This window comes from Micromonospora sp. IBHARD004, from assembly GCF_052814115.1.
Map to the genome: position 1 here is coordinate 787,984 of NZ_CP199934.1, position 17,362 is coordinate 805,345.

Below are 17,362 nucleotides of genomic sequence, written 5' to 3' on the forward strand. Positions count from 1 at the left end.
GGGGCGACCCGCCGTCCGCCGGGGACGGGCCGGTGCTCAGGCGTACGGCGTCCAGGTGCCCTGGGTGACCACGTAGATGCCGAGGGAGTCCCGCTCCATGCCCCCGTGCCGGATCGGCGCGAAGGCGTACCCGCCGGCGATGCCCTCGGTCACCTCGGTCTGCAGGTACGCGCGCAGCCGTCCCCGGTCGACGCTGCTGGCCAACCGGGCCGCCGTGGCGATCAGCTGCAGCGCGTCCGAGCCGTACGGGGCGAAGCCGCTGAAGCTGCCGTGCCGCTGGAGGTAACGGAAGGTGAAGTCCCGGCGGGCGAGCGCCGCGGTGGTGGTGTTCGTCAGCGTCGAGCCGCCCAGGCAGGCGGGGTGGACGGCGAACGCGCCCTCCACGGCGGCGGCGTTGTCGCCCGCGAGGGTGTCCTCGGCGACCGCGCCCGCGTCGAAGAAGAGCGGGCCCTGGTAGCCGGCGCGGCGCAGGGCCCGGGCGGCGGCGCCGGAGTCCGGGGCGGTGCCCCAGACCACCACACCGTCCGGCTCGTGGGCCACCACGCGCCGGGCCGCGGAGAGGAAGCTCTTCCCGCCGGCCGGCAGCCGCTCGCTCGCCGTCAGCTCCACGTCGGCGGTCCGGATCCCGGTGGCGTTCAGCGACTCGAGGGTGATCTCCATCGCCCGCTGCTGGAGGACGCCCAGGGCGGCGCCCGGGCCGCTCAGCTCCAGGCTGGCGCCGATCACCAGTTCCTGGTCGCCCGGCGCCGCGCTGCTGCCGGCGCTGGCCTGGTCGTGGGGCCCGCCCGGCCCGCAGGCGCTGAGCAGCAGGGTGCCCGCCGCCGCGGCGAGGAGACCGCGACGGGTGAGCACAGAGGAGTCGATTGCCGGTGTCGCCATTGGAGTTGCCTTCCCACCCCGACGACACCCGCCGCCGGCAGTTCCGCCGGTATGCTCCCGCCGCCCGGACCCGGCGTCAAATTATCCGGGTGTGGGCAGGAACCTGCAGGTGGCGGGCGGTCGGCGTCCGGTCAGGACCGGTAGCCGGCGGAGCGGTACTCGTACTCCCGGTCGTCGTCCCGGTCGCCGGTGTCGCGGCTGAAGTCCCAGCCGCCGGCCGACTCCCGGCCGGGGCGACCGCCGACCGCGAACCCGCCGATCTCCTGGCCGCGACGCCAGCCGCGGAAGTAACCGGTGGTGTTCTCGGCGAGGCTCGCCGCGTTCCGGACGATCCGCAGTGGACGCTCCTCGCGCAGCGGCGAACCGGGGACCAGGTTGGCCTTGGGGACCCGCTTCGGCAGGCCCGCCGTCGTCTCGTCGCCCACCGCCGGGCGGGCCGCCTGCTCGGCGGCCTGCCAGCCGGTGTCCGCGGTGGTCGACCAGTCCAACTCGGACTCTTCTTCGGTGTGGCCGACGAACCAGGCGGACTTCGCCTGGGCGAAGATGAGCAGGTCGCCGTCGCCCTCGTCCGAGACCGGCGGGGGCCGGTGCTCCATCGGTGCGGGCCGCCGCTCCATCGGTGCGGGCCGCCGCTCCAGTGGCGCGGGCCGCCGCTCCAGCGGCGCCGGCAGATCGGCGCGGGGACCGGACCGGCCGGCGCGCTCCGCCTCGGCCCGCTCGACCAGCCGCAACGGCGCGGCGTCCAGCCCGGGGTCGGTCGGCGGGTTCAGGCCGTCCCGCAGCGCCCGGTCGGCCAGCGGCGGCGGCTCGACCAGCCGCAGCATCGGGGGCTCCTGGGGCAGGTCGTCGGCGAGCCAGGGCGGGGTGACCCGACCCTTGCCCGGGTCGGTCGGCGCGTCGACCTTCCGCACCTCCCGGTCGCCGTGCGAGTAGGCGGCCGGGGCGTCGGCGGGGCCGTCGGCGAGGTCGTCGCCGTTGTTGACCAGTGGCCAGTTGGCCCGGCTTCCCGGGGGAGCGGACTCCTGGCCGGGCCGGGGCGTCGGCACCGGAACGCTCAGGTCGGTCGCGCTGAAGCCGCCGGTGGGCGGCGCCGGCTCCGGAGTGGTCTTGGGGCGCGGCGGGATGATCGTGCGCTGGCGTTCGGCGCGCGCACTGTTGATCGCGGCGGTGGTCAGCGTGGGCCGGAACGGCTCGCCGGCCTCGGCCGGGGGAATGTTGCCGCGCTGCGCCGGGGCGATCGGGGTGATGCCGGGGGGCGGCGGGGGCGGCGCGGAGACCGGGCGGTTCGCCGGCGCGTCCACCCGGCGCGGCATCGGCGGGACCGGTTCGGGGCGTGCCGGCGGCGCGTAGATCGGCGTACCGCTGGCGGCGGCCGGGGTGACCGGGGCCGGTGCCAGCGGCGGCGGCGCGACCGGGGCTGGAGCGACCGGCGGCGGGCCGAGTGGCCGGGGCGGCAGCGGCGCGGTGCCGCCGGTGAGCGGCTCGGGACGGCTGCGGCGGCCCACCGGCTCGGGCTCCGCGGGCCGGATCGTCCGCAGGCCGGTCGCGGTGGTGCCGGTCAGACCGGCAAGCTCGCCGACCTGCTCGCCCCGACGGGCGGCGGCCCGCCGGCCGGGAACCGGAGCGGGCATGGTGACCCGGGCACTGAGGGCGCCGACCAGGGCCTCGCAGCCGGCGTCGCAGGCCCGGACGGAGGCGACCGCCTGCCGCACGGTCTCCGCGACGGCCGAGGTGAGCACCCGGTTGACCGTGGCCCGGCGGGGCGTCTCGGTGATGGCGACCCGCAGGGCGGTGATCGCGTCGTTGATCTGGTCGGCACCCGCGACGCCCTCGGCGGCGAGGTGCGCGGCGACGGCGTCCGCGGCGACCGAGACCTCCCGGCCCCGGGTGACCGTGCCGCCGAGCATGCCCGGCTCCGGCAGTGCGTCGAGGACCGCCAGCGAGACCGGCTCGGCCGGGTCCGGGTAGGCCCGCAGGGCGGCCGGGTAGAGCTCCCGCAGCACCTCGCGCAGCGCCACCGCGGCGGAGTGCCGCCCGTTGGCCAGGGCGGCGTGCGCGGCCAGGACCTGCTTGTAGTTGGCCAGGTCACGGGGTGCGGGCAGGGTGACCGCGGAGAGCGCGCCGGCCTGCAGCGCCCGGGCCAGCCCGACGGCGCGACGCTCGGCCGCCGGGGACTGCATCTCCTCCAGGGAGTCGTCGTCGGCGAAGCGCTCGGCGAAGTCGTCCACCGAGTCGTCGTCGGCGATCGCCAGTGGGCGACCCGCGGCGCTGAGCAGCGAGGTGACCGTGTGGTCGTCGCTGTCGGCGGCGATGGCCGCACCGCTCGGCCCGCCCGACCGCTCCACGAGCAGCGCGACCAGCTGGGCGTAGCCCGCCGGGTCGTCGCTGATCTCGCAGACATGCAGCAGACGGCCTGCGTCGTCGACCACAGCGGACGTCAGCGCCGAACCGGCCGAAGCCGGTCGGTCGGCCGGATCCGCCGAGGCCAGACCGCAGTACACGCGCACGAGCGCCACGGCGTCGTCCTCCTCCCGGGACACAGGTCGTTACTTCTGCCAGAGACTGATGCTCCCCGCTACGGGTCAGTCGCGCCAGTCCACGACAGCAGAGATCTTGCCGACAATGGTGCGCCAACCCAAACTTGCGGTTTGTGCCCCGATTTTCTTCAGGCGCCGTCGGCCCAGGAAAGCACCGATTCCGCCGTTGACAGAAGCCCGCAGCGCCTCGTCCAGGTCGTCCAGGCTGGAGCCTGCGGAGAGCATGTCCAGCACCGCCGGTAGCCGCAGCGCGTACGCAAGGTCACGGGCGACCTCGCCGGCCTCGATCAGGAGCGTGGGGTCCCACGTGTCGTGCCCGCCGCGGAGGTTCTCCACCACCAGGTCGAGCTCGTAGGTGTCCTCGTCCAGCGGGGCGATGTCGGCCGGTTCCACCCGTTCGGACAGTTCATTCCAGCTGTCCAGTTGGGACAGGTCGTTGGGCGCGCCGGATCGGACGAAGCTGACCAGCGACTCCGGCGTCTTGAACAGCAGCAGCCGGCCGCGGTGGCTGAGGAAGACCGGCACCTCCTCGTCGCCCGCGGCGTCCTCGTCCTCGTCGGCCTCGTCCTCGGCCTTCTTCTCCTCGGCCGCCTTGGCGGCGGGGCGCCGGCGACCTTCGGGCCGCTCGTCGTCCTCTTCCTCTTCCGCGGACAGGGCGGCGAACTCCTCGTCGAGGATCACCACCTCCTCGTCCACGTCCTCGGCCTCGACGACCTGGCGGCGGGCCAGGAAGGGGTCGTCCTCGTCGCGCTCGGCGACGTCGGTCGGGGTCAGCTCCCGCGCCGCCCGGTACGCGCGCAGGGTGAAGCCGGTGCCGGCGGGCAGGGCGATCTCCACCGGGTCGATCCGCAGCTCGTCCCAGAGTGCGCGGTCGGCCGCCGGGCGGTCGACGTCGACCTCGTCTGCTGCGGCCGACGCGGTGCTCTCGTCGAGCTCGGGCTCGTCGGCGTCGGGCCGTTGGGGCGACTGGCGGGCCACGCTGACCTCCGTGTGCTTCGGGTTTGCGCACCCGGCGACACCTTCGGTCGCCGAGTGACTCTGCGCACATACCCTAGTGGGCGACCCGGCGAGGCCGGGACCGCACCCCGGTGGCGTCCCGGCGGACGGACAAGTAGCGTTGCTACGCATGAAGGCCCAGGCGCTGCACGGACATCTGGACGCGCTGCTGCTGGCGGTCCTGGAGCAGGGCGAACTCCACGGGTACGCGATCATCGAGGCGCTCCGGACGCGCAGCGGCGGCACGCTGGACCTGCCCACCGGCACCATCTACCCGGCGCTGCGCCGACTGGAACGGGCGGGCTACGTCGCCAGCTCGTGGAGCACGGTCAACGGCCGGGAACGACGGACCTACCAGCTCACCGAGGCCGGCGGGCGGGCGCTGGCCGGCGAGCGCGCCGGCTGGCGCGAGTTCAGCGCGACCGTGGGCCGGTTCCTCGGGGCCGATCAACCGCCGACCGCACCCGCCTGATCCCCGGACGGCTCGCCGGATCGGCCTGGCCCGGCGCGTCGGCCCGGCTCCGTTTCACGGCCGTGCGCCGCCCGCGGGCGGGGCCGAGTCAGCGGCGCCGCGCAGCCGCCGCCGGCGTCACCGGGTGGCCAGCAGCCAGCAGCGGGCGGCCCGGGCCAACGCGAACCAGGCCACGCCCGTCAGCACCGCCCCGAGGATCATCGGCGGCCAGGTCAGGGCCGCCTGCCAGAGCCCGATCGACCAGGCGAGCAGGGCGCTGCCGGCGAGCGCGCCCAGGCCCAGCGCGCCGGTCAGGCCGAAGCCCACCGCGCGCCCCAGGCGGGGCAGCCGGGCCGACCGGTACCGCGCGGCGAGGAAGCCCAGCAGCAGCCCGGCCAGCGCCAGCCCGGCGACCAGGCCCCAGATCCCGTTCAGCGAGGCGGAGAGTACGTGGTAGCCCACGGGCGGCGGACCCCCGTCCCAGTGCGCGCCCCGCCAGGTCAGATCACCGCCGGCCATCAGCGCCACCGCCACCGCCAGCGCCCGCACCGCCAACCGGCGCAGCGCGCCGGCCGTCAGCTCGGCCTGGTAGCCCGGGACGAGCTGGGTCGGGTTGCCGAACTCGGCGACCGCGCGCCGCTCGGCCTCCGCCGCCGGCAGGCCGTCCTCCCGGTACGCCTCGGCGGCGTCCAGCAGCGCGTGCCGCGCCTCGGTGATCAGGTCGCTCTTCAACCGGCCCGGCCCGTGCAGGTGCCCGGCCAGCTCCCGCAGGTGCTCCTCCACGAGCACGCCGTCGTACCCCCGCATGGCCTCACCCTGCCACCCCGGCACGGCCCGGCGCGTCCGGGGAATTCCCGGAGACCGCTCAGGGGGTCAGGGCCAGGTAGCCGCGCTCCGCCGCCTCCTGGAGCAGCCACTGCTCCCGGTACCAGCCGGGCCGGGCCACCAGCTCGGCGTGCCGGCCACGCTGGACCACCCGGCCGGCGTCGAGCACCACGATCTCGTCCAGCTCCGCCAGGCCGCTGAGCCGGTGGCTGATCACCAGCACGGAGCGCCCGGCCGGGGTGGCGGCCAGCGCCGAGGCGAGCACCGCGTCGGCCGCGGCCGGGTCGAGCCCCTCGGTGGGCTCGTCCAGCACCAGCACGGCCGGTGCGGCCAGCAGCGCCCGGGCCAGCGCGAGCCGCTGCCGCTGCCCGCCGGAGAGCTGACCGCCCTCCTCACCGACCACGGTGTCCCAGCCCGCCGGCTGGGCGCGTACCCAGTCGAGCAGGCCGGCCGCCCGGGTCGCGGCGGTCAGCTCCGCCTCGCCCGCCCGGGGCCGACCGAGCAGCAGGTTCTCCCGTACGGACGCGTGGAAGACGTACGCCTCGGCGAGCAGCCCGCCGACCGCCCGGGGCAGCTCCTCGGCCGGGTACGCGGAGATGTCGACGCCGTCCAGGGTGACCCGGCCGGCGTCGGGGCGGACCGCGCCGGTGAGCACCGCGGCGAGGGTGCTCTTGCCGGCGCCGCTGGACCCGACCACGGCGACCCGGCGGCCGGCCGGCAGGTCGAGGCTGACCCGGTCCAGGGCGGGCGCCGCCTCCGCCCGGTACCGGACGGTCACCTCGTCGAACCGCACGTCGTGGCCGGCCGGAGCCGCGGCGGTCCCGGTGCCCGGCTCCGGCGTCGGGGCCGCGCCGGTCGCCGGGACGGGCCCGGTGAGCAGCGCGGCGACCCGGCCCAGGGCGGCCCGGAGCTGGGTGTGCTGCCGGGCCGCGCCGACCAGCGCCAGCGCGATCTCCACGGCGGCCAGGGCGCCGACGGCCAGCACCCCGACCAGCACTCCGCCGACGTCGGCGCGGAGCGCGACGACCACCACGGCGGCGGCGGTGAGCCCACCGACCAGCACCCCGGCCGCGTCGACCGCGAAGCCGGTGGCGGCGAGCCGGCGCTCCAGCCGGGCGAGGCGCCGGGCGCGCCGGTCGGCCGCCGCGAGCGCGGCGCCGGTGGCGCCGAAGGCGGCCAGGTCGGCGGCGCCGTGGGTCAGGTCGACCGCGTCCACGGCGAGCGCGCCGCGCAGCGGGGCCACCTCGTCGGCGGCGCGCCGGGTGAGCACGGTGGCCAGCGCGGGCAGCGCCACCCCGGCGACCAGCAGCCCGGCGCCCAGCACACCGGCCGCGGGGAGCGAGATCAGCGCGGCCCCGCCGACCGCGAGCACGCTCACCAGCGCGGCCGCCGATCCCGGCACCAGCACCCGCAGCAGCAGGTCCTGCACGGCCTCCACGTCGGACACGAGCCGGCTCAGCGCGTCACCGGAGCGCTGCGACGCGCTGTCCCGGCGGGCGGCGAGGGTGGCGAAGACCCGGGCCCGGACGTCGGTGATCATGCGGAGCACGGCGTCGTGCCCGGCGAGCCGTTCGGTGTAGCGGAACACGCCCCGGCTGATGGCGAGTGCCCGGACCGCGACGATGGCCACGGTCAGCCGGTCCAGCGGGGGGCGGCCGGCGGCGCTCATCAGCAGCCAGGTGGCGGTGGCCATCAGGGCCAGCCCGGCGAACTCGGTGGCGGCGGCGAGCAGCCCGGCTCCGACGAGCCGGCCCAGGTACGGCCGGGCCAGCCGCAGCACCGTCCGCTCGGCGCGGACGCCCCCGGCCCCGGCCGGCACGGCCCGCGCGCCGGCCGTAGCGGCCGGCGGCGTTCCGGCGGGGGCTGCCCCGACGGCACCGGCCGCGTCAAGCACCGGCCCCGCGGTTGCGGCCTGGTCCGGTGCCGGCCCGGTGGGTTCGGCCTCGGCCGGGGTCGGCTCGGTGGGCAGGGCGCCGGAGGCCAGCTCCGGCGGGATCACCTCGGCCGGGGTGGGCGCTCCCGGGTCACGCGCGGCCGGCGTGCTCCCGTCCGCCGAGACACCACCCGGCACGGCCCGCCCGGGCTGGTCGGGGCGGTCGGGGACGTTCGGTCCGGGGCTCATCAGCTCGCCTTCCCGACCGGTGTCGGGGTCAGCTCGGTGACCCGGCCGTCCTCGACGCGGAGGATCCGGTCGGCGTCCTCCAGCAGCGCGGGCCGGTGCGCGACCAGCAACGCCGTCCGCCCGGCGACCAGCCGGCGGGTGGCGGCCAGCACCACCGCCTCGCTGGTGGAGTCCAGCCGCGCGGTCGGCTCGTCGAGGAGCACCACCGGGGCGTCGCGGAGGAACGCCCGGGCCAGCGCGACCCGCTGCCGCTGGCCGCTGGAGAGACCGTGCCCGCGCTCGCCGAGCTCGGTCGCCAGCCCGTCGGGCAGGGCGGCGACCACTTCGTCCAGCGCGGCGTCGGCGACCGCCCTGCCGAGCGCGGCGCCGGTGGTCTCCGGCGCGCCGAGGCGGATGTTGTCGGCCAGCGAGGCGGCGAAGAGGTGCGCCCGCTGCGGCACCCAGGCCACCTGGCGGCGCCAGGCGTCGGGGTCGACGCCGGCGAGGTCGACTCCGGCCACGGTGACCCGGCCGGCGGTCGGGGTGACGAAGCCGAGCAGCAGGCCGAGCAGGGTGCTCTTGCCGGCGCCGCTCGGGCCGATGACCGCGATCCGCTCGCCGGGGCGGATGGTCAGCGTCACGTCCCGCAGGGCGGTGGTCCGCTCGTACTCGACGGTCACGCCCTCGAAGCGGATCTCGCCGTCACCGGGCGGCGTCGGGGCCGGCGCGGCGGTCGGCGCGGCGGCGGCCGGGGCGGCCGAGACGGTGAGCGCCTCGTCCAGCGCGGTGAGCCCCTCCATGCTGGCGTGGAACCGGCTGCCCGCCGCCCGCAGCGGCAGGTACGCCTCCGGGGTGAGCAGCAGCACCAGCAGCGCGGTGGAGAGGGTGATCCCGCCGCCGAGCAGCCGGATGCCGACCGGCACGGCGACCAGCGCCACCGAGAGGGTGGCGACGAGCTCCAGCACCAGCGCCGAGAGGAAGGCGATCCGCAGCGTCCGCATGGTCGCCTGGCGGTGCCCGTCGGCCATCCTGCGGACCACGTCGACCTGCGCCCGCGCCCGGCCGAACGCGCGCAGCGTCGGCAGCCCGGCGACCATGTCCAGGAAGTGCCCGCCCAGGCGGGAGAGCCGCCGCCACTGCCGCTCGGTGGCGGCCTGCGCCTGCCAGCCGAGCAGCGCCCCGAAGACCGGGATGAGCGGGATGGTCAGCGCGATGATCAGCGCCGAGCTCCAGTCGGCGAGGACGATCCGGGCCAGCACGGCGAGCGGCACGGTGACGCTGAGCACGAGCTGGGGGAGGTAGCCGGTGAAGTAGGCGTCCAGCGCGTCGAGGCCGCGCCCGGCGAGGGTGGCCAGCTGCCCGGCCCGCTGCCCGGCGACCCAGCCCGGCCCGTGCCGGCCGACGGCGCGGAGCAGGTCCGCGCGAAGCGTCGCCTTCACCGTCGCCGCAGCCCGGGCCGCCACCGTGCCCTGGGCCCAGCTGACCAGCGCCCGGGCGGCGACCGCCGCCACAAAGCCGGCCAGCGCCGGCCGGTGCAGCCGCCCGTCGACCGCGGTCGCCAGCAGCGTGGCCAGCGCGGTGGCCTGCGCGACCACCAGCAGCGCGGTGAGCCCGCCGAGGACCGCGAGCACGGCGAGGTCGCGCCGGGCCGCGGGGACCCGGCGCAGCAGACGCGGGTCGAACGGGCGGCGGTTCACCAGTACACCGGTGCCCTGCCGTCGGTCCGTCCCCGGAACACCCACCAGCACATTGCCTGAAAGCCTAGTAGGGCCGGCAGGAGCGGCAGCGCGAGCCAACCCAGCAGCCGCAGGGTGGGCCCGCTCGCCGCGGCGTCGGCCACGGTCAACCCGGCCCCCGGCTCGACCGTGGAGACCAGCGCCCAGGGCCAGAGCGCCGCCCCGACCAGCAGCACCGGCAGCGCCAGCGCCGCGCTGGTGGCGGCGAAGGCCAGCCCGGGCCGCCGCCGGACGAGCGCCGTCCGGGCCGCCAGCAGCGCCGCCACCAGCACCAACGGCAGCAGTACGGCCGCCGCCGGCCGCGCCACCGCGGCGCGTACCCGGTCGGAGAGCAGGCCGAGGACGGTGGCCGCGCCGACCGCGGCGAGCGCCACCGGGACCAGCCGGCGGGCCAGCCGGGCGACCGGCGCGACCTCGGTGGCCGGCAGCCGGAGCGTGAGGAACGTCGCACCCTGCGCCGCGACCAGTGACAGCATGGCCAGCGCGGCGGCGGCCACGAACGGGGTGAAGACGTGCGTCACCCCGGCGACATGCCCGTCGGCCCGCAGCGGTACGCCCTGCAGCAGCCCGGCGAGCAACGCGCCCCAGCCCAGCGCGGCGAGCGCGCTGCCGACGACGACCACCCGGTCCCAGCCGGCCCGGGCCCGGGCGCCGGCCGGCCTGCTGCGCAGCTGCACCCCGGCGATCACCAGGACCACGCCGGCCAGCGCGCCGACGACGGCCGGGTAGAGGCCGGAGAGCAGCTCGCCCTCCAGGGTGGGGAAGGCGCCGAAGAGAATGCCGACGGCGGCGACCAGCCAGACCTCGTTGCCGAGGAAGAACGGCCCGACGGCGGTGAGCGTCGCCCGCCGGGCGGCCGGGGTGGCCCGCCGGGCCAGCAGTAGCCCGACGCCGTAGTCGTAGCCGCCGAGGACGAGGTAGGTGGCGAAGAAGAGGCCGAGCAGGGCGTACCAGGCGAGTTCCACGGCGGGCTCCCTCAGGCGAACGCGGGTTCGGGGCGGATGTCGGGGTCGGACGTGGGTGGGCGGCCGAGGGCGGGATCGGCCGCGCCGCGGGCTGCCTGCCGGGCGAGCAGCACCCAGTTCGTCACGGCGAGGGTGCCGAGCAGCAGGCTGAAGCCGATCAGCGAGGTGAGCATCACGCCGCCGCCGACCGGGGAGACCGCCTGGTCGGTCGGCAGCAGCCCGTACGCGACCCAGGGCTGGCGGCCCACCTCCCGGGCGATCCAGCCGAGGATCACCGCGACGAAGGGGAGCGGCAGGGCGAGCAGGACCAGCCAGAGCGGGAACCGCAGCCGGATGACCCAGTCCCGCCAGAGCAGCGGCAGCAGCAGGGCGCCGAGAAAGAGCGTGAACCCGATGAGGATCATGAAGCCGAGGCCGGCGCTGGAGAGCGCCGGCGGGGTGTAGTCGCCGGGGCCGAACTTCGCGGTCCACTCGGCGATCAGGGCGTCCCGCTCGGGACCGCCGCCGAACTTGGTCGGCTGCACGCGGCCGACCGGGCCGAACTGGGCGAATCCGAAGCCGATCAGGAGGACCACCGCGGGCGCGGCGGTGAGCAGCCCGAGCCGGAGCGACTTGCGGAAGAGCGCGAAGTCCGGGGTGCGCCGGATCAGGTGCCAGGCGCTCACCGCCGCCATCAGCATGCCGCCGGTGACCAGGCTCGCCGAGACCACGTGCGCGAAGGCGAAACCGAGGGTGGGGTTGGTGAGCAGGGCGCCGAAGTCGGTCAGGTGGGCGACGCCGTCGCGCAGCTCGTAGCCGACCGGGTGCTGGAGCCAGGAGTTCGCCACCATGATCCAGAAGGCCGAGGCGTACGCGGTCAGCGCCACCCCCCAGAGCAGCGCGAGGTGTACGCCCCGACGCAGCCGGTGCCAGCCGAAGATCCACATGCCGAGGAACGTGGACTCCAGGAAGAACGCCACCAGCGTCTCGATGGCCAGCGGCGCGCCGAAGACGTTGCCGACGTAGCGGGACAGCCCGCTCCAGTTCAGCCCGAACTGGAACTCCATCACGATGCCGGTGGCGATGCCGAGCACATAGTTGATCACGTAGAGCTGGCCCCAGAAGCGGGTCAGCCGCTCGTAGACCGGCTTGCCGGTGAGGTAGCCGGCCGTCTGGAGCCCGACCAGCAGGGTGACCAGGCCCAGCGTGACCACCACGAAGAGGAAGTGGATCGAGGTGGTGGTGGCGAACTGCAGGCGGGCGAGGAGCAGGGTGTCCATGGCCGGTCTCCCACGGGTTGACTCGCTTGTCGTAGCGAGCCTACACGTAGATTCCCTACGTATCTCTACTACGCCATGTAGTAAGAGAATGTACGACGAGCCGTAGTAGTACGCGCCGCGGGGGTGCCGAAAAGGCCGGCGGCGTCGCCGCGAGCCGAGGTCAGCTCAGGAAGAGGGAGATCGGCAGGGCGACCAGGGTGGTGGCCACGGCCAGCGCGGTCGCGCCGAGCAGCCGGGGCGGGCGGTCCGCGACCAGCAGCCGCTGCACCCGTACGTCGAGGTCGCGGTCGCCCATGCCGAGCGCGCCGGCCGGGGTGACCCGGTGACCGGCGGCGGCGAACCGGCGCAACGCCCCGGCGAGCGGCGCCTCGGCGTGCAGCTCGCGGGCCTTGTCGTCGGCCCGCATCTCGACCAGCAGGGCCACCCGCTCGTGCGCGTCGCACACCCAGCGGAACCAGGGCAGCGCCCGGCCGAGCGCGGTGAACGGCAGCAGCACCAGGTCGTGCCGCTCCTGCGCGTGCGCCCGCTCGTGGGTCAGCACCGCCTCGAGCTCGGCCCGGTCCAGCAGGCTCAGCGTGCCGGCGCTGACCACCACCCGCGGCTTCACCCCCGGGAGGCAGTACGCCGCCGCGCTCGGGTGGTCGAGCACCAGCGCGCCCGGCACCGTCGGGTCCCGCCGGGCGACCAGGGTGAGCAGGTCCCGGTGCCGCCGCTGTGCGCGGACCGCGCCGTGGACGCTGCGGACGGTCGTGGTGAGCAGCACCGCGCCGATGCCGAAGCCGACTCCGACCAGGCCCAGGTGGACCGCGCCCAGCCCGGCCGGGAGGGTGCCGTGGAAGAGGTCGGTGCCGAGGGCGAGCAGCGCGCTGCCGGTCGGCCGGTCGTACGCGGCGAGGCCGACCGCCATCGGCAGGCCCATCGCGGAGAGGCCGAGCGCCAGCCCGACCGCCTGCCAGCAGACGATCGCCACCCGGGGGGCGCGCCAGGTCCAGGTCGCCGCGGCGAGGACCTGCGCGGTCAGCCAGCAGGCCAGGATGGTCGCGGCGAAGTGCACGGCGTACGCCACGGCGCTCGCCCTACCGGTCCGTCGCCTCGTCGGTGACCCTCGGCCGGCCGGCCCGCGGGTCCTCGACCCGGTCGGCCAGCCGCGCCCCGCCGTCGCCCGGCCCGGAGAGCCCGGCCTCGGCGCCCAGCGCCGCGCGCAGCACCTCGGCCTCGGTGCCGGTGACCGAGCGGGCGAAGCGCACCAGCGCGGCGTCCCGGCTGCCGCCGAGGTCCAGCGCGTCGAGCATGAGCTGGGCGATGTGCGCCTCGCGGCTGGCGGCGGCCCGGTAACGCCAGGCCCGCCCCTCCCGCTCGCGCTGCACCATGCCCTTGCCGGCGAGCCGGTCGAGCACCGTCATCACCGTCGTGTACGCCAGCTCACGCCCGTCCAGGGCGTCGGCGACCTCGCGCACGGTGACCCCGTCCGACGTGCCCGGGACCACGTCCCACAGCACGTCCATCACCGCACGTTCAAGATCCCCTAGGCGCGTCACGCCGCAATCCTACCTCGCGTAGTAGAACCCTCCCAGGGCGGGACACGTGAGCTGGCGACCCTCACGCGGACCCGAGATCAGACCCCCTTCGGGTGCCAGACCGTCTTCGTCTCCAGCAGCGTGGTCATCCGCGTGACGCCCGGGTCGGCGGACCAGTCGTGGTCGACCGGGGCCGGCCGGAGCACCCGCTTGAGGTTCTGCGCCGCCTTCACCTCCAGGTCGGCCGCCAGCTCGGCGTCCGCCACCCCGGTCAGGTCGATCGCGTTGACGTCCATGTGCGCGGCGAGCGTCGGCACCGTCTCGGTCAGCCGACCGGTCAGGATGTTGACCACGCCACCCGGCAGGTCGGAGGTGGCCAGCACCTCGGCCAGGGTCACCGCGGCCAGGGGCTGCGCCGGCGAGGCCGCCACCACGACGGTGTTGCCCGTGACGATCGCCGGGGCGATCACGCTGACCAGGCCGAGCAGCGCCGGCGCCTCCGGGGCCACCACGGCCACCACGCCGGTCGGCTCGGGTGCCGACAGGTTGAAGTACGGCCCGGCGACCGGGTTCGCGCCGCCGTACACCTGGGCGAGCTTGTCGGACCAGCCGGCGTACCAGACCCAGCGGTCGATCGCCGCGTCGACCTCGTCGCCCGGCACGCCGAGGGCGACGAACTGCTCGCGGCGGCCCTCCAGCATCTCGGCGACCCGGTAGAGGATCTGGCCCCGGTTGTACGCGGTCGCCCCGGCCCAGCCCTTCACGGCGGCGCGGGCGGCGACCACCGCGTCCCGCGCGTCCTTCCGCGAAGCCAGCGCGACGTTGGCTGTTTCATCCCTGCCGGATTGCACGAGATACGACCGTCCCGACTCGCTGCGTGGGAACTTCCCGCCGATGAAGAGCTTGTACGTCTTGCGTACCGCGACCCGCTCAGACATTGAGGTAGCCCTCCAGCCCGTGCCGGCCGCCCTCGCGACCGTAGCCCGACTCCTTGTAACCGCCGAACGGCGAGGTGGGGTCGAACTTGTTGAACGTGTTGGCCCAGACGACGCCGGCGCGGAGCCGGTCGGCCATCCAGAGGATCCGGGAGCCCTTGTCGGTCCAGATTCCGGCCGACAGCCCGTACGGCGTGTTGTTGGCCTTCTCCACGGCCTCGGCCGGGGTGCGGAAGGTCAGCACGGAGAGCACCGGGCCGAAGATCTCCTCGCGGGCGATCCGGTGCGCCTGGGTGACCCCGGTGAAGATCGTCGGCGCGAACCAGAAGCCACGGTCCGGCAGCTCGCACGGCGGCGACCAGCGCTCGGCGCCCTCGGCGGAGCCGGCGTCGGAGAGCTCGCGGATCCGGGCCAGCTGGGCGGCCGAGTTGATCGCACCGATGTCGGTGTTCTTGTCCAGCGGGTCACCGACCCGGAGCTGGGCCATCCGCCGCTTCAGCGACTCCAGCACCCGGTCCGCGACCGACTCCTGGACCAGCAGCCGGGAGCCGGCACAGCAGACGTGCCCCTGGTTGAAGAAGATGCCGTTGACGATCCCCTCGACCGCCTGGTCGACCGGGGCGTCGTCGAAGACGATGTTGGCGGCCTTGCCGCCCAGCTCCAGGGTGAGCTTCTTGCGGGTGCCGGCGACCGCGCGGGCGATGGCCCGGCCGACCTCGGTGGAGCCGGTGAAGGCCACCTTCTCGACGCCCGGGTGCTCGACCAGGGCCCGCCCGGTGTCACCGGCGCCGGTGACGATGTTGACCACGCCGGCCGGCAGGTCGGCCTGCTGGCAGATCTCGGCGAAGAGCAGCGCGGTCAGCGGGGTGGTCTCGGCCGGCTTCAGCACCACCGTGTTGCCGGCGGCGAGCGCCGGGGCGATCTTCCAGGCCAGCATCAGCAGCGGGAAGTTCCACGGGATGACCTGCGCGGCCACGCCGAGCGGCTTCGGGTCCGGCCCGAAGCCCGCGTGCTCCAGCTTGTCGGCCCAGCCGGCGTAGTAGAAGAAGTGCGCGGCGACCAGCGGCACGTCGACGTCGCGGGACTCCTTGATCGGCTTGCCGTTGTCCAGCGACTCCAGCACGGCCAGCTCGCGGGAGCGCTCCTGGACGATCCGGGCGATCCGGTACAGGTACTTCGCCCGGTCCCGGCCCGGCATCGGACCCCAGACCTTCTCGTACGCCTGCCGGGCGGCGCGGACCGCGCGGTCCACGTCCTGGCTGCCGCCCTCGGCGACCTCGGCGAGGACCTCCTCGGAGGCCGGGTTGATCGACTTGAAGCTGCCGCCGTCGGTCGGATCGACGAACTGGCCGTCGATGAAGAGCCCGTAGGAGGCTTTCAGATCCACCACCGAGCGGGACTCGGGGGCGGGTGCGTATTCGAACATCACTCTCAGTCCAGGGTGAAGTAGGGTCGGGGTAGATCAACAGTGGGGCTACCTGCCCCCCAGTAGATCAACCCTCTGGCTTGGGGCGCATGTGGGGCACATCGCGCCGGAACACGTCGTCGATTGCCTGCCTTGACCGGTCTTCGTCGTCGGGCCACAGATGACTGTACGTGTTGAGAGTCAGGGCGGCGTTGGCATGCCCCAGCCGCTCCGCTACCACCTTCGGATTCAGCCCGGCGCGGATCAACAGGCTGGCGTAGAAGTGCCTGAGATCGTGCTGCGTCGCGTCCGGTAGGCCGACTACCTCCCGTGCCCGGCGCCAGACCTGTTCGTTGAAGGTGTTCCGGTCCAGCGCCCTGCCGGCGTCGTCCGCGAAGACGAACCGGGCCCGCCGCGTGACCGGCTTCGCCCCGGTCGTGTCGATCACCTCGACCTCGACCGGCGGGAACTCGGTCAGGTGCGCGCGCACCACGTCAACCATCGACTGTGCCAGCGGCACGGTTCGGTAGCTGGCCCTGTTCTTGAGCGGGCAGACCACGGTGCCGCCACCGGCCACCGGCTGAACCTGCCGCTCGACCGTGACCAACTTCCGGTCGAGGTCGACGTCTCCCAGCTCTAGGCCGAACACCTCGCCCTGGCGCAGCCCCGTACCGGCGTCGAACTCGACCAGCGCGCGGTACCTGCGAGGGACAGTCTCGGCGAGCGCGTCGACCTGGGCGAGGGTGAGCGGCACGACCTGGCCGCGGGGCAACTCCGGCAGCTTGATCCGGACGCACGGGTCATACGTCAACAGTCGGTCTCGCACGGCGGCCCCGAACACCGCCCGGACCGTGGTGAAGACGGTACGGATCGAGCCCGGTGCCAGGTCTGGTGACAGGCCCGTGACGAACGCCTGCACATCGCTGGGCCGGATCGAGGCCAACGGCCGGGCGCCGATCGCCGGATAGACGTGCTTGGTCAGCACCGACTTCTTGCGGGCCGCCGTGTTCGGACGGTGCGGCTGCCCGGACCGCCAACGCTCGGCGTACGTCTGGAATGTGATCTTCCCAGCGCTGGGATCCATGTACGTGCCGACGTGCAGGGAGTGCTCGACCTTCGCCCGGAACTTGTCAGCGTCAAGCTTTCGGGCGAAGGACATCTTGCGCTGCTTGCCGGCCTCGTCTCGCCAGCGGACTAGCCAGGGCTTCGGGCGGCCATCGTCACGCCGCTCAACGCTCGCCATCGGCGTCTTCGTTCGTCACCACGCGCCACGCGCCGCCGAACTCGTCGGGCGGCGCCAGCTCCGAGGGCGGCACCTCTTCGAAGAACGACCGAGGATCGCCCATGGGCAGCTGCCCGCGGATCCACGCCCGGACCACGGCGGGGTAGGGCGGCGATCCGGCGAGCACTGAGTCAGGGCCGCCCGGTCCGTTCGGCACCACCTGGTACGGCGTCCTGTCTTCGACGCCGACCGGCGGGACCAGCAGGTGTACCGGCGCGACGCTGAGGACGTACGACAGGGCGAGCAGCTCCTCCACGGTGACCGTGGCCCGCCGTCCCAGCTCAAGACTGGCGACGATCGAGCGATCCCAGGGGATGCCCGCCTTCTTCATCTCCAGCGCGAGGTGAGCGGCTGACCAGCCCCTCTTCTTCCGAAGCGCCTTCATTCTCTCGGCGATCACACGGTGCGGCGTCAGCGGTTGCGTCATGGTCGCACAGTACCGGTGCGACCTTGACACACGCAAGATTCCGCGTC

15 protein-coding genes are annotated in these 17,362 nt (G+C 75.0%); 1 reads left to right on the top strand and 14 read right to left on the bottom strand.

What is annotated here, in order from left to right:
- Window positions 1–36 precede the first annotated feature (36 nt).
- The 3 genes from ACTWO6_RS03950 to ACTWO6_RS03960 form a co-directional block, all read right to left on the bottom strand.
- A complete protein-coding gene (locus ACTWO6_RS03950) occupies window positions 37–879 on the bottom strand; it encodes an ABC transporter substrate-binding protein (RefSeq protein ID WP_446218266.1) in 843 nt (280 codons plus the stop codon).
- Between the two features lie 131 nt (window positions 880–1,010).
- Complete coding sequence (locus tag ACTWO6_RS03955; RefSeq protein WP_446218267.1) at window positions 1,011–3,419, bottom strand: transposase; 2,409 nt, start codon at window positions 3,417–3,419, stop codon at window positions 1,011–1,013.
- A 42-nt stretch (window positions 3,420–3,461) separates the two neighbouring features.
- Entirely contained in the window at window positions 3,462–4,394 is a 933-nt protein-coding gene (locus tag ACTWO6_RS03960) for a DNA primase (protein ID WP_446218268.1), read from the bottom strand.
- A gap of 148 nt (window positions 4,395–4,542) precedes the next feature.
- On the opposite strand from ACTWO6_RS03960, the gene ACTWO6_RS03965 reads away from it, so the two are divergent.
- Window positions 4,543–4,884 carry a PadR family transcriptional regulator gene (locus ACTWO6_RS03965; protein WP_446218269.1) on the top strand — a complete coding sequence of 114 codons (342 nt, stop codon included), beginning with the start codon at window positions 4,543–4,545 and terminating at the stop codon, window positions 4,882–4,884.
- Between the two features lie 117 nt (window positions 4,885–5,001).
- Here ACTWO6_RS03965 and ACTWO6_RS03970 read toward each other — a convergent pair whose 3' ends face one another.
- The 11 genes from ACTWO6_RS03970 to ACTWO6_RS04020 all read right to left on the bottom strand — a co-directional run bounded on the left by ACTWO6_RS03970 (window position 5,002) and on the right by ACTWO6_RS04020 (window position 17,315).
- Window positions 5,002–5,670: a permease prefix domain 1-containing protein gene (locus ACTWO6_RS03970; RefSeq protein ID WP_446218270.1), complete on the bottom strand. Its 669-nt coding sequence runs from the start codon at window positions 5,668–5,670 to the stop codon at window positions 5,002–5,004.
- 58 nt (window positions 5,671–5,728) lie between these two features.
- A complete protein-coding gene (gene cydC, locus ACTWO6_RS03975) occupies window positions 5,729–7,810 on the bottom strand; it encodes a thiol reductant ABC exporter subunit CydC (RefSeq protein WP_446218271.1) in 2,082 nt (693 codons plus the stop codon).
- Window positions 7,810–9,486 (bottom strand): thiol reductant ABC exporter subunit CydD, encoded by a 1,677-nt coding sequence (cydD, locus tag ACTWO6_RS03980; protein WP_446218272.1) that lies wholly within the window; start codon window positions 9,484–9,486, stop codon window positions 7,810–7,812. Before cydD ends, cydC begins: the two co-directional genes overlap by 1 nt.
- Window positions 9,483–10,490 (bottom strand): cytochrome d ubiquinol oxidase subunit II, encoded by a 1,008-nt coding sequence (locus ACTWO6_RS03985; RefSeq protein WP_446218273.1) that lies wholly within the window; start codon window positions 10,488–10,490, stop codon window positions 9,483–9,485. The genes cydD and ACTWO6_RS03985 overlap by 4 nt, the downstream gene beginning before the upstream one ends.
- A gap of 11 nt (window positions 10,491–10,501) precedes the next feature.
- Window positions 10,502–11,749 (bottom strand): cytochrome ubiquinol oxidase subunit I, encoded by a 1,248-nt coding sequence (locus ACTWO6_RS03990; RefSeq protein WP_446218274.1) that lies wholly within the window; start codon window positions 11,747–11,749, stop codon window positions 10,502–10,504.
- A 160-nt stretch (window positions 11,750–11,909) separates the two neighbouring features.
- On the bottom strand, window positions 11,910–12,815 hold the full coding sequence (locus ACTWO6_RS03995; protein WP_446218275.1) for a M56 family metallopeptidase: 906 nt from the start codon (window positions 12,813–12,815) through the stop codon (window positions 11,910–11,912).
- Between the two features lie 10 nt (window positions 12,816–12,825).
- A complete protein-coding gene (locus ACTWO6_RS04000) occupies window positions 12,826–13,287 on the bottom strand; it encodes a BlaI/MecI/CopY family transcriptional regulator (protein WP_446218276.1) in 462 nt (153 codons plus the stop codon).
- Window positions 13,288–13,364: 77 nt separating this feature from the next.
- Window positions 13,365–14,204, bottom strand: coding sequence for an aldehyde dehydrogenase family protein (locus ACTWO6_RS04005; protein ID WP_446218277.1), 840 nt, complete (start codon window positions 14,202–14,204; stop codon window positions 13,365–13,367).
- The gene (locus ACTWO6_RS04010) at window positions 14,197–15,627 is read right to left on the bottom strand and encodes an aldehyde dehydrogenase family protein (RefSeq protein ID WP_446218278.1); all 1,431 of its coding nucleotides are present in this window, start codon (window positions 15,625–15,627) and stop codon (window positions 14,197–14,199) included. The genes ACTWO6_RS04005 and ACTWO6_RS04010 overlap by 8 nt, the downstream gene beginning before the upstream one ends.
- A gap of 67 nt (window positions 15,628–15,694) precedes the next feature.
- Complete coding sequence (locus ACTWO6_RS04015) at window positions 15,695–16,849, bottom strand: tyrosine-type recombinase/integrase (RefSeq protein WP_446218279.1); 1,155 nt, start codon at window positions 16,847–16,849, stop codon at window positions 15,695–15,697.
- Window positions 16,836–17,315: a helix-turn-helix domain-containing protein gene (locus ACTWO6_RS04020; RefSeq protein ID WP_446218280.1), complete on the bottom strand. Its 480-nt coding sequence runs from the start codon at window positions 17,313–17,315 to the stop codon at window positions 16,836–16,838. The genes ACTWO6_RS04015 and ACTWO6_RS04020 overlap by 14 nt, the downstream gene beginning before the upstream one ends.
- Window positions 17,316–17,362 lie beyond the last annotated feature (47 nt).

What these genes read in the sequence shown, in the direction of transcription:
- ACTWO6_RS03950 (WP_446218266.1), bottom strand. Translation starts at nt 879, where the DNA reads ATGGCGACACCGGCAATCGACTCCTCTGTGCTCACCCGTCGCGGTCTC.
- ACTWO6_RS03965 (WP_446218269.1), top strand. Translation starts at nt 4,543, where the DNA reads ATGAAGGCCCAGGCGCTGCACGGACATCTGGACGCGCTGCTGCTGGCG.
- ACTWO6_RS03970 (WP_446218270.1), bottom strand. Translation starts at nt 5,670, where the DNA reads ATGCGGGGGTACGACGGCGTGCTCGTGGAGGAGCACCTGCGGGAGCTG.
- cydC (WP_446218271.1), bottom strand. Translation starts at nt 7,810, where the DNA reads ATGAGCCCCGGACCGAACGTCCCCGACCGCCCCGACCAGCCCGGGCGG.
- ACTWO6_RS03990 (WP_446218274.1), bottom strand. Translation starts at nt 11,749, where the DNA reads ATGGACACCCTGCTCCTCGCCCGCCTGCAGTTCGCCACCACCACCTCG.
- ACTWO6_RS04005 (WP_446218277.1), bottom strand. Translation starts at nt 14,204, where the DNA reads ATGTCTGAGCGGGTCGCGGTACGCAAGACGTACAAGCTCTTCATCGGC.
- ACTWO6_RS04010 (WP_446218278.1), bottom strand. Translation starts at nt 15,627, where the DNA reads ATGTTCGAATACGCACCCGCCCCCGAGTCCCGCTCGGTGGTGGATCTG.
- ACTWO6_RS04015 (WP_446218279.1), bottom strand. Translation starts at nt 16,849, where the DNA reads ATGGCGAGCGTTGAGCGGCGTGACGATGGCCGCCCGAAGCCCTGGCTA.
- ACTWO6_RS04020 (WP_446218280.1), bottom strand. Translation starts at nt 17,315, where the DNA reads ATGACGCAACCGCTGACGCCGCACCGTGTGATCGCCGAGAGAATGAAG.